Consider the following 11,910-nt stretch of genomic DNA (forward strand, 5'->3'; position numbering starts at 1 on the left):
GGAATGATCATTGAACAATTTAAACAGATCGAAAAATTCATGACTTCACATTAAAAAAGACTGCCTCATTTGTGAGGCAGTCTTTTACATTAACCAATATAAATTATGAAACTCAAACTATTGCTTTTGCAATGGTACTCATTAAACACACCATCAATCAAATATTCAGAATGATGACTTTTTTCATGATCAGTGTTTTAAAAGATTTTTTTATACTTTTACAATATTACCTATAAAGCTTTTCATAAAAAATAGCACATATCCGTCATTTTTCTTCCTGTTAAAAAAACGCATCATGAAATTCATCAGCTGTATCATTGTAAAAGGAAATCCCCAAATCCCGAAAGACATCGTTCATTTTTATGCCAAGGCTTACGATGGCAGTGACTATACAGATATTCCTTTTCCTTTTTTGACAATGGATAGGGTATGTGAAGATCTTCATCATTATGGCTGCATCAGTGAGATTGACATAGAGAAAGATCCTATTTCAGAAGAAACCAGGAAACTGATGGAGACTGTCCGAAAACTTGGACTGAAAAGCTTCCTTATCGTAAGTTTCATGGATATTTCCAGCTCTTATCCCATTATTGATCTGATTCAGATCGTCATTGACAATGGACGCATTGTAAAAGGATCACTGGAAAGCCCCCTGGATCCGGAAAACGGGTATCATTTTTCAACCCATTACGGATATGATGATTACCAGATCCTATACTCCGGATATGGAAATGCTGAGGAAAAATATCTTCGGGGCCTTGAAGGTCAACCTTAAAGACAACATCCATAGGGTTATCATTTTTATAATTCATCAATAAAAAAACACTGAAGTTATCAGTGTTTTCATTTTCAGGTTTCCGGGTTTCCATCAGGAACCCTATTCTTTTTAAACCATTCAATGTAGGCATCCACCGCCTTTTGAAGGAAATCTTTTACTTTCTCATCCTTCAGATTTCCGTTTTCATCCCATACCTTATCAATATGGGGGAGATAAACTTCCGGTTGTTGCATGACAGGAATATTGAGAAATACAAGACTCTGCCTTACATGATGATTGGCCCCGAAAGCAGACAGGTTTCCCGGTGAATTGCTGAATACCGCACCTGGTTTTCCATCCCAAACATTCTTGCCTGCAGGTCTTGATCCTACATCAATCGCATTCTTCAAGGCAGCAGGAACGGAACGGTTATGCTCCGGAGTCACAAAAATAATTCCATCAATGCTTCTTATCTCATCCCTGAACTTTACATAGGACTCAGGAACGTTGTCATGGTCATCAAAATCCTGATTGTAGATTGGTAAATCCTCAATGGAAATGATTCTGAACGCAAAATCCTGAGGTACCATGGGAAGTAACGCCCTCGCAATCTTTTTGGAGAAAGATTCCCTGCGCAGGCTTCCGGCTATAATTCCAATTACCTTGCTCATGATATTAATATTTAAGTGTTTATTAATAGATCATCAGCAAAAACAATGCGAAACAGAAAGCATTCCCATACAAAAGGCTCCGATGGAGCCTCAATATTATTTTATTTTTTTATAAAATTCATACAGCAGAGCTATATCTGCAGAACACAGTACCGGTATGGCATCTTTCAGAATATGCTCATCCCATTCCCACCATTTCATTTCAAGCAGCAGCTCTATATGATGATCACTGAATCTTTTTTTTATCGGTTTTGCAGGATTTCCACCCATTATAGTATAAGGTTCCACATCTCTGGTAATCAAAGCCCGGCTGCCAATAACTGCGCCATCCCCGATTGTAATTCCGGGCATAATCATCGCCTCTGTCCCTATCCAGACATCATTCCCAATGACGGTATCCCCAGCCGGTTCAAAAGCATCCTTACTATTCCGGAAAGATTCTACTTCTGACATATAAAAGAAAGGAAAGCTTGAAATCCAGTCGTGTCTATGCCCCTGGTTTCCGCACATGATGAAACTCGCACCTGTACCTATGGAGCAATAAGATCCTATGATCAGCTTATCCACATCATCTCTGTCCGGAAGGAGATACCGGGCACAGTCATCAAAAGAATGCCCGTGATAATATCCTGAATAATAAGAATATTTACCGGCAATGATATTGGGATTCTGAATATGGTCTTTTATGATTTTGCCTTTAAAAGGACTTTCAAAGAAATTTTTCATTTTTCAGCTTTTAAATATAACAATAGAAACAAGAGAACAGCTGCAAGCTATTCTTTAGAAAACAGGATTTGTTAATTTAAAAAGCTAACGTGTTAATTTCATAACACACAAATATAAGTAAAAAAGTACAGACTTCTCATTCAATTTTGTGCCGGCAGAGACGAATCTTATGGGTTTTTAAACATTTTGCCCGGAAAATAATTTAATTTACGGGAAATTAAAAATTAATCCTCTCTAATCCAATCAAATATAAACGACTGAAAACTAAAAGACTAAACTATCCTGATCTAAAATGACAGCCTCCTGTCCACAAAAAAGACTAAAAAAATGTTTTATCGTAAAGAATTTTATATATTTGCAGCATCTAACAATTAAAAAAATAATTTACTATGTCAGACATTGCATCAAGAGTAAAAGCTATCATCGCTGATAAGCTTGACGTTGAAGAAACAGAAGTAACTCCTGAAGCTAGCTTCACTAACGATTTAGGAGCTGATTCACTAGATACAGTTGAGTTAATCATGGAATTTGAAAAAGAATTTAACATTCAGATCCCTGATGACCAAGCTGAAAAAATTACTACTGTAGGACACGCTATCGCTTACATCGAAGAAGTAGTAAATAAATAATATTCTTCAACAAAAAAGAAATTAAACAAAGTTTATGGAATTAAAAAGAGTAGTTGTAACCGGATTTGGAGCAATAACACCAATAGGAAATAATGCAAAAGAATACTGGGAAAATCTTGTGAAAGGTGAGAGCGGTGCCGCTCCGATTACTCTTTTTGATGCCACAAACTTTAAAACCAAGTTCGCATGTGAGGTAAAAAACTTCGATCCGTTACAGCATTTCGATAAGAAAGAGGCTAAAAAGATGGACCGAAATACCCAGCTGGGGCTTGTTGCCGCTAAAGAAGCAGTAGCACATTCCAGAATTATGGAAGACAATGTGGATAAAAACAGAGTCGGAGTAATCTGGGGTTCCGGAATCGGAGGTTTAGAGACTTTTGAAACGGAAGTGTTAGGATGGGCGAATACGGAAATTCCGAGATTCAACCCGTTCTTTATCCCAAAAATGATTGCGGATATCACTCCGGGGCACATCTCTATTGAGTACGGTTTCCATGGACCCAACTATACGACTGTATCTGCATGCGCTTCTTCAGCAAATGCTATTATTGATTCCAAAATGCTGATCCAGCTTGGAAAAGCAGATGTGATTGTATGCGGAGGCTCTGAAGCCGCTGTTACAGCAAGTGGTGTGGGTGGATTCAATGCAATGATGGCACTTTCTACAAGAAATGATGATCCGAAAACAGCTTCAAGACCTTTTGACAAAGACAGAGACGGATTTGTATTGGGTGAAGGTGCAGGATGTATCATTCTTGAGGAATATGAGCACGCCGTAAAACGTGGTGCAACAATTTATGCAGAATTATTAGGGGGAGGTCTGAGTGCCGATGCACATCACATGACAGCTCCTCATCCTGAAGGTCTTGGTGCTTATCTGGTAATGAAAAGCTGCCTGGAAGATGCCGGTTTAACTGCTGATGAAGTAGATCATATCAATATGCATGGTACTTCTACTCCATTAGGAGACATCGCAGAATCCAACGCAATTTCAAAGTTATTAGGCGAGCACGCTTACGATATTCAGATTAATTCTACAAAATCAATGACCGGTCACCTTTTGGGTGCAGCAGGTGTTATTGAAGCTATCGCTGCGTTAGGAACTATTATTCATGGTACTGTTCCTCCTACCATCAACCATTTTACTGATGATGAAAATATAGACAGCAGACTAAACTTTACGTTTAATACTGCCGTGAAGAAAGATGTAAAAGTAGCCATGAGCAATACTTTTGGATTTGGCGGGCACAACGCTTGCGTTCTATTTAAGAAAATCTAAATTCAATGAATGGAGTTACAGAAATACTTTTCTAAATTCCTTCTCAAAAAAAGAAAAAGACAACTAACGGAGAGAGATTATTTTCTCAGTACCGAGCTCAGAAAAGTGTTAGGTACCGAGGTTCACAATCTTGCTCTTTACCGTGAAGCTTTTTCTTTAAAAAATTCTTCTAAAAATCAAGACAGCAATTACGAAAGACTTGAATTTTTAGGAGATTCTGTTTTGGGTACAATTATTTCTTGTCATTTGTTTCAGACGTATCCTCAGGCTAATGAGGGCTATCTGACTCAGATGAAATCTAAGATTGTTAATAGGAAAAACCTTAATAAATTAGGAGAAGATCTCAAGCTTACCAGTCTTTTGCAAAAGCAAAACAGTTCGTCAGCTCTTGGGGAAAATATCTCCGGAAATTTATTTGAAGCCTTAATTGGTGCCGTTTATTTAGACTTCCATTATGATGCGTGTAAAAAAATCATTCTGGATAAACTGCTGACGCCTTCTGAAATCAATAAGCTTGAAAATAAGATCGTCAGTTATAAAGGTCTTCTGCTTGAATGGAGCCAGAAAAAGAAGGTGAATATAAAGTACGAAACCTGCGAGGAGGTACAGGTCAACAAATCGGTCGTATTCAGATGTCACGTATGGTTGGGAGACGAAAAGATTGCCAACGCAACGGAGACCTCCAAGAAGAAGGCAGAGGAAAAGGCAGCACAGAGGGCATTTTATATTTTAAATAAAAAAGAAAATATACTTGGAAATTCAAAAACTTTATGATCTTGATGATATAGAATTTGAAGATATTGCCATAGGATTGGTAAGATTAGCAAAAGATATACCCGCTCATGAGTTTTTCTATAAAATCAATCAGGCCAACAACCTCAGTTTCTCAAGAAAAAAAGATCTTGTCTTTCACGGAGGGTATTATGATTATTTTTTTCCCAGATTTGAAGCCTACCACAAGTATTCCAAAACCTGTTTTACCTTTATTTCCAACAAATCTTCTGAAAGTAAGCAAAAAAAAGTTCAGACGGAACTCTTTACAGAAGAAGAAAATATTAAATTTTTATTAAATAATCAGGTAGATGTAGAATATATTCTGCATAGTTCGGAACAGTTTCCTGATTTTTCCGTAATTTTGCTCCCTGAAAATCTTGTGTTTCCAATTCAAGATTATACACTGAGTTCTGATGAGGAACTTTATCAAATTATCCAGTATTATGAATAAGTATTTAAAGAAGACAAAAATTATCGCAACACTAGGGCCTGCTTCTTCGTCGAAGGAGGTAATGTTAGATCTGATGAAGGCGGGTGTTGATATTTTCAGAATAAATTTTTCACATGCAGATTACGACTTAGTTCGAAAAAATATTGAAATAATTAGAGAGCTGAACAGCGAGTATGGTTATTCAGTGGGTATTCTGGGAGATCTTCAGGGGCCTAAGCTAAGAGTAGGTGTTGTAAAAGAAGGTTCGTATCTGAATCCCGGGGATGTTCTTACTTTCACCAATGAAAAGATGGAAGGAGACTCTACCAAGGTGTATATGACCTATCAACAGTTTCCTCAGGATGTAAAAGTAGGGGAAAGAATCCTTATCGATGACGGTAAGCTGGTATTGGAGGTTACCGAAACCAATGAAGTAGACACTGTAAAAGCTAAAACGATACAGGGGGGGCCTCTAAGTTCTAAAAAAGGAGTGAACTTACCTAATACACAGGTTTCTCTTCCTGCACTGACAGAGAAGGATATTCAGGATGCCAACTTCATGCTTGACATGGAAGTGGACTGGATCGCCCTTTCTTTTGTACGTCATGCTCAGGATATCATTGACCTGAAAGAATTGATCGCCGGACACCCGAACGGTAAATTCAAAACTCCGATTATTGCAAAAATTGAAAAACCTGAAGGGGTAAAAAATATTGACGAAATCCTGTTGGAATGCGACGGACTTATGGTTGCCCGTGGTGACCTTGGTGTAGAAGTTCCGATGGAGGAAGTTCCTGCCATCCAGAAAAACCTGGTAGAAAAAGCAAGATTCTACTCCAAGCCTGTAATCATTGCTACCCAGATGATGGAAACGATGATCAACAGCTTAACGCCAACAAGAGCGGAAGTAAATGACGTAGCAAACTCCGTATTGGATGGAGCGGATGCGGTAATGCTTTCAGGAGAAACTTCTGTAGGTAGATATCCGGTACAGGTGGTAGAAAACATGGCTAAAATTGTGAAAAACATTGAAACCACCCATTTCTACCAACACAAGAACGAACCGATCGAAAAAGACTACAACTGTATCGATGAACGATTCATTACGAACAGGGTATGTCTTGCAGCGGTAAGAATTGCCAAAACAACGAACGTTTCTGCAATCGTTACGCTAACGCATTCAGGATATACGGCTTTCCAGCTTGCCGCACACAGACCTAATTCCCACATCATTGTATACAGTGGTAACAGAAGAGTAATTACGATGCTGAACCTTCTTTGGGGTGTTCACGCTTATTATTACGATATGAAAAAATCTACCGACGAGACCATCATCCAGGTGAATATGTTAACGCATAATTACGGTTATATTGAAACCGGAGATTTCGTAATCAATATCAATGCGACTCCATCGTATGAAGGTGGAAAGACAAATACTTTGAGACTGACGACGGTATAAGCAATAAGCAATAAGCAATAAGCAATAAGCAATAAGCAAAGTTACTTTTGTCAAAGCATATAAAAAACTCCCGGAAATTGAATTTCCGGGAGTTTTTATTTTTTATATGTGGTAATCCTGTCATTCTGAACAAAACGGGGTGAAGTGAAGGATCACTGAGAGTCTTTGAGTCTTCGGAATGACATTACAATGATATAAGCTTTAATTGCCTACAATTGTCTTTGCGGTTACAAACTCTTTTAAAGCCAGTAAAGAAAGCTCCGTTCCGTATCCTGAAGCCTTTGACCCTCCAAACGGAAAACGCGGGTCAGAACTGGTCATTCTGTTGATATTGACTGTTCCGGATTCAAGGTTATCAATAAAGAATAGCTGACGGTCTTTATTTTTTGTCCATACAGAATTGGAAAGCCCGAAAGGAATATCGTTGGCAATCTGTAATGCCTCCTCATCATTTTTGGCAGTCATGATCATGCCAAGAGGGCCGAAAAGTTCTTCTTTCAAGATAGGGTTCCCTTCCTGAACTCTGATCAGTCCCGGTTTAAACTCGTTTTCCGAAACCCTTTCCAAAGGAATAATGATTTCAGCACCATTTTCCAGGGCCCTGTTGAACTGGGCTTCCAGCTCATCAGCAAGATCCGGCCTTGCCATTCCGGCCAGCTTGGTTTCTTTATTAAGTGGATCTCCTATTTCATATTTTTTATATTCTTCAATGAAGATGGGTAAGAACTGATCTTCAATATTTTCATCAATGATAAATCTTTTTGCAGCCGTACAGGTCTGGCCACAGTTTTGAAGCCTGGATTTTACTCCTGCTTTTGCAGCTGCTTCAAGATCCGCATCATCAAAAATGATAAATGCATCACTTCCACCCAATTCAAGTAAGGATTTTTTGATATTTAAACCTGCTATTGAGGCTACTTCTCCTCCTGCTTTTCCACTCCCTGTAAGGCTCACTCCTTTTACCGCATCATGCTCAAGGATTTCTTTTACGACTTTGTGCCCCACTTCAAGATTCTGGAAAATACCTTCCGGAAAACCTGCTTCCAAAAGAACTTCTTCGATGGCGTTTCCACTTCCGAAACAAATTGAAGCATGCTTCAAAACCACTGTATTTCCGGCCAACATTGCCGGAACAGCAAATCTCAATACCTGCCAGAAAGGAAAGTTCCATGGCATAACACCAAGAATAACCCCTTTCGGAGCGTAATGTACTTCAGAGTAAGCAAATTCGGATTCAACTTTTTCAGGTTTTAAAATATTTTCTGCATCGGCATAATAGTGCATCATCAAAGCACATTTCTCTACCTCAGCAATTGATTCCGAAATCGGTTTATTCATTTCTGTAGTAATGATCCTTCCAAATTTCTCTGAATTATTTTTTAAAATTTCTGCTGCTTTTGCAATTAACTTCTGCCTTTCCTCAAACGGCACTTTTCTCCATACTGAAAACGCTTTATCTGCTTTAATAAGCTTGCTTTCAATTAATTGTTCCATAATATAATTTCTGTTTTAAATTCAGCTAATGAATTTATAAGCGCTTTTATTTTAAAAGCACGGTGAAATCAGCAAATTCCATTCCTTAAGGGTCAATAAAATAATGATTTTCTCTATCGGAAGAATATAGCTTTATCTTAAATCATCAGCCATTCATTTACCAGACATGCTGCCAGTCTTGCCGTCCTGTCCTGAAGGTCAAATGACGGGTTCACCTCAGCGACATCCAGCGCAACCAGTTTTTTATTTTTTAAGATATGTCTGTAAAAATGCATAAAGGTTGCGTCTGCAAAGATACCATTATATGCTGAAGCGGAAACCCCCGGAGCGATAGAAGCATTAAAAACATCCATACAAATGGTGAGATAAGCAAAATCTACGGAGTTGAGCAGATCATCAATACGCTGATAAATGGATGCGAGGTTCTCGAAAAACAATTCATCTGCCAGGATATATTTCATCCCATACTGATGGGCCGTATCAAAAAGTTTCAGGGTGTTTGAATTTCTCTGGATCCCGATGTGAAGGGAATTGATCGGTCCTTCCTGAGCAATCTGCCAGAATCCCGTTCCTGAGCTCGGCCCTACTCCTTTTTCCGGCTGCCTGTTGTCAAAGTGGGCATCAATATTGATAATTCCGATCTTTTGTTCCGGAAAGGCTGTTTTAATGCCTAAATAATGAGCATAAGTCACTTCGTGTCCGCCTCCTAAAACAAGAGATTTTCCTCCTTTTAAAAGTACTTTTGAGACATTTTTGGCAAGGTTGTTCTGGGTATTTTCCAGGTTGCCGTCTTCACAGGTAATGTTTCCAAAATCCAGCATTGAAAAGTCAGGAAAAATAACCGGAAAATTTGACATGTTTTTCCTGATGATATCCGGGGCATCTTTTGCTCCCAGACGGCCTTTATTTCTCCTCACTCCTTCATCTACCGCAAAACCATGCAATACGAAATCGTCCGTTGAAATATTATCGTAATTCTGTTCTTCCTTTACTCTCTGAAATAGCCTGTGGAAAAGAAGTTCTTCTCCATCTAATCTACCCTGCCAAATATTCTGAAACATAATTTTAAAAATTCAATTTAGTCACATCATTATATCCTTGTAAAGCTAACTAATATTGTTTAGATAAAAAAGTGCCTTCCACAGATTATGCAAAGAATTCAGTGTAAATACGATAGATTGCTTTTATACTTTATCTGGATTGGCATTGCAGATGATCAACCTGTTTTTTTTAACAACCCAACCATATAGGTTTCTGAGATCCGGAAAAAATAAATGTGGAAGAACTTTTTTCTTCCACATTCCTGTATTTTAGCGCTAAGACAGTGATCAACCTGCCTATACAGCGTTATTATAATATTCAAAAAACTGCCAGTATTTATCTTTAAAAATCCTGAATGACATTTGATATTCCGGATTGCTCTGTTTTATTTTCTGGAAAACCTTAGCAATCTGCCTGAAGTCTTTTCCTGCAAAAAAGCTTTCCTTGACATTATCTGCACTTTCTCTTCCTATATACAGGTATCCTGCTTCTTTCAGCTCTTCAACGGCTTTATCTTCGATATCACTCAGCTTTTCAAAATCTTCTTTTTCAGGAAGGCCGTCATTATTATCTCCGTTATAATGGGCTTTAATAACCGAAATCCACGGATAAGAAGCTTTTGCATCAAATTGCAATAATGGAAGATTCATACAGGCTATAAGCGGTCTCTCATTATCCAGCTGAGCCCTCAGGATTGAAAACTCATCTTCGGCTTCAGCTCTCTTTACACTTTTATACTTTTCTGTAAACTCTCTCTCCCGCCATGACAGGAAATCTTTTAGTTTTTCAACAGGAACCAGCTCTTTCTCCGCATGCTCTTTTCCTACCACGGTAAAGGTATCAATCTGTGTTGCAAAATTCAGTTCACCCAAAAAGCTGTCCAGAAAAATACAGACTCCCGTTGTAATGGCATTTTTGTTTTCGGCATTTCCATCGTACACAAAGACAAGATCAATTTCATCCGGATATTTTTCCTGCTCCCTGGAATAGAAGAAGATATTGTCTTTGGTAAACTGATAACCATCCATCGTGATATTCACTTTATTGACATCCATTGCCGGCTTTAGCGCTGTAAATTTCCAGTGTTCCAGTACCGGAGCTGCTGCAATAAGTTCTTCGGCAAAAACAATATTCTTTATTTGCCCTTCAACGGTAATAATCAGCTCTGCAGTGGAATGATCGAACATTCCTGCCAGGAAATAATATCCTTCATTGACCTGTCTGAGTTTAGGAGAAATGACATCAAAAAAGTCCTTCTCAATGGATTCCTGACCACCTTCTTTAACGACATGATAAAAGTTTTTTTCCATCGTTACAAACCAGTCCCAAAATTCTTTATAATCCAGCTTTTGTTTATTCTCTTTTTCTTCCATACTCAGAAAGGCTTTATTATTTAATCAATACGGTTTCCGTTAATATAAACATGTTCAGCTTTAAGGCTTCCCTGGCTGTACAGTACATTCTGGAAGTTATTGGTTTTGAAAGTTACAAAATCAGCTTTCTTACCCGGTTCCAGTTTTCCTCTGTCTTCCAGATTAAGGGCATAGGCCGCACGGAAAGTCATCCCGGCCAATACTTCAGCAGTAGTCAGCTTCTGGAAAGTAGCCAGAATAGAGGCCTGGGTAATCAGATTTCCCATCGGGGCAGATCCCGGATTCCAGTCACTGGCAATGGCTACGATTGCTCCGGCATCCAATAATTTCCTTGCCGGTGTAAATTTTTCGCCCAATCCTAAGCTTGCTCCCGGAAGTGCTGTTGCTACTGTATCGGATTCTGCCAAGAACTCTATATCTTCATCAACGGTTGCCTCAAGATGGTCTGCAGATTTTGCTCCAACTTCTACGGCGATTCTGGAACTTCCCGGTGTAAACTGGTCTGCATGAACAGTAATCTCAAAACCTAAATCTTTAGTTTTAAGTAAAAATTCTTTACTTTCTTCAGGCTGAAATGCTGATTTCTCAATAAAGATATCCACACGCTTAGCCAGATCTTCTTCTTTTACTTTCGGTAAAATCTCCGTAAGAATGTAATCTAAATATTCAGGGTTATTTCCTTCAAAATCTCTTGGTTTTAAATGAGCGGAAAGACAGGTCGGAACTAAAGTAGCTTCAGTAGATTCCTGTGCCTTTTTGATGATGCGGAGCATTTTCAGTTCGTTTTCCACATCCAGGCCATAACCGCTTTTTACTTCAATCGTGGTAATTCCAAGATCAACAAGGAAACCGATTCTTTCCAATAATATTTTCAGCAGTTCTTCCTCCGATGCATTCCTGGTATGCTGTACAGAGCTCCAGATGCCACCACCGCTTTCTGCAATTTCCAGATAGGTTTTCCCTGCATTACGCATTGCAAAATCATTCGCCCTGTTTCCTCCGAAGCAGATATGGGTATGTGAATCTACAAAAGCAGGAAGAATAACCTGATCTCCTTCAATTGTTTCGATTTCTATTCCAGGATTTTCTGTCTTTAATGTTTCAAAATTTCCGGTTTTCTGAATGGTATTATCGGCAACTACAATTCCTCCGTCGGCAATCACTTCCAGTTGTTCGTCAGTAAGTTTTCCTCTTAATGGTAAGTTGGCAAGTGTCACAACCTGCCTGAATGGTCCTATTAATTTCATTTATTTAGGCTAAAGGTTAGAAGATGAACT

At 38.6% G+C, this 11,910-nt stretch carries 12 protein-coding genes; 6 read left to right on the plus strand and 6 right to left on the minus strand.

Annotated elements, in window-relative coordinates:
- The first annotated feature begins 295 nt into the window (after window positions 1–295).
- On the plus strand, window positions 296–775 hold the full coding sequence (locus BBI00_RS14470) for a hypothetical protein (protein ID WP_065399416.1): 480 nt from the start codon (window positions 296–298) through the stop codon (window positions 773–775).
- 74 nt (window positions 776–849) lie between these two features.
- Here BBI00_RS14470 and BBI00_RS14475 read toward each other — a convergent pair whose 3' ends face one another.
- Both BBI00_RS14475 and catB read right to left on the minus strand, forming a co-directional pair.
- The gene (locus BBI00_RS14475; protein WP_065399417.1) at window positions 850–1,428 is read right to left on the minus strand and encodes an NADPH-dependent FMN reductase; all 579 of its coding nucleotides are present in this window, start codon (window positions 1,426–1,428) and stop codon (window positions 850–852) included.
- Window positions 1,429–1,524: 96 nt separating this feature from the next.
- Window positions 1,525–2,154, minus strand: coding sequence for a type B chloramphenicol O-acetyltransferase (gene catB, locus BBI00_RS14480; protein ID WP_065399418.1), 630 nt, complete (start codon window positions 2,152–2,154; stop codon window positions 1,525–1,527).
- Between the two features lie 389 nt (window positions 2,155–2,543).
- Here catB and BBI00_RS14485 point away from each other — a divergent pair, with 389 nt between their 5' ends.
- Genes BBI00_RS14485 through pyk form a run of 5 tightly spaced genes read left to right on the plus strand, consistent with a single transcriptional unit; the run spans window position 2,544 to window position 6,725 of the window.
- Window positions 2,544–2,783, plus strand: a complete 240-nt coding sequence (locus BBI00_RS14485) for an acyl carrier protein (protein ID WP_002976354.1) — start codon at window positions 2,544–2,546, stop codon at window positions 2,781–2,783.
- Window positions 2,784–2,817: 34 nt separating this feature from the next.
- Window positions 2,818–4,062: a beta-ketoacyl-ACP synthase II gene (fabF, locus tag BBI00_RS14490; protein WP_065399419.1), complete on the plus strand. Its 1,245-nt coding sequence runs from the start codon at window positions 2,818–2,820 to the stop codon at window positions 4,060–4,062.
- A gap of 9 nt (window positions 4,063–4,071) precedes the next feature.
- On the plus strand, window positions 4,072–4,836 hold the full coding sequence (rnc, locus tag BBI00_RS14495; protein ID WP_065399420.1) for a ribonuclease III: 765 nt from the start codon (window positions 4,072–4,074) through the stop codon (window positions 4,834–4,836).
- Entirely contained in the window at window positions 4,814–5,287 is a 474-nt protein-coding gene (locus BBI00_RS14500) for an IPExxxVDY family protein (RefSeq protein WP_065399421.1), read from the plus strand. Before rnc ends, BBI00_RS14500 begins: the two co-directional genes overlap by 23 nt.
- The gene (gene pyk / locus BBI00_RS14505; RefSeq protein WP_065399422.1) at window positions 5,280–6,725 is read left to right on the plus strand and encodes a pyruvate kinase; all 1,446 of its coding nucleotides are present in this window, start codon (window positions 5,280–5,282) and stop codon (window positions 6,723–6,725) included. The genes BBI00_RS14500 and pyk overlap by 8 nt, the downstream gene beginning before the upstream one ends.
- 201 nt (window positions 6,726–6,926) lie before the next feature.
- Here pyk and BBI00_RS14510 read toward each other — a convergent pair whose 3' ends face one another.
- The 4 genes from BBI00_RS14510 to hutI form a co-directional block, all read right to left on the minus strand.
- A complete protein-coding gene (locus tag BBI00_RS14510; RefSeq protein ID WP_065399423.1) occupies window positions 6,927–8,219 on the minus strand; it encodes an aldehyde dehydrogenase family protein in 1,293 nt (430 codons plus the stop codon).
- A 137-nt stretch (window positions 8,220–8,356) separates the two neighbouring features.
- Window positions 8,357–9,280, minus strand: coding sequence for a formimidoylglutamase (gene hutG / locus BBI00_RS14515; protein ID WP_065399424.1), 924 nt, complete (start codon window positions 9,278–9,280; stop codon window positions 8,357–8,359).
- A gap of 276 nt (window positions 9,281–9,556) precedes the next feature.
- A complete protein-coding gene (locus tag BBI00_RS14520) occupies window positions 9,557–10,633 on the minus strand; it encodes a DUF695 domain-containing protein (RefSeq protein ID WP_065399425.1) in 1,077 nt (358 codons plus the stop codon).
- 20 nt (window positions 10,634–10,653) lie between these two features.
- Complete coding sequence (gene hutI / locus BBI00_RS14525; RefSeq protein WP_065399426.1) at window positions 10,654–11,880, minus strand: imidazolonepropionase; 1,227 nt, start codon at window positions 11,878–11,880, stop codon at window positions 10,654–10,656.
- Window positions 11,881–11,910 lie beyond the last annotated feature (30 nt).

Origin of the sequence: Chryseobacterium arthrosphaerae, from assembly GCF_001684965.1 — a bacterium.
In the GTDB taxonomy this organism is placed as follows: Bacteria; Bacteroidota; Bacteroidia; order Flavobacteriales; family Weeksellaceae; genus Chryseobacterium; species Chryseobacterium arthrosphaerae.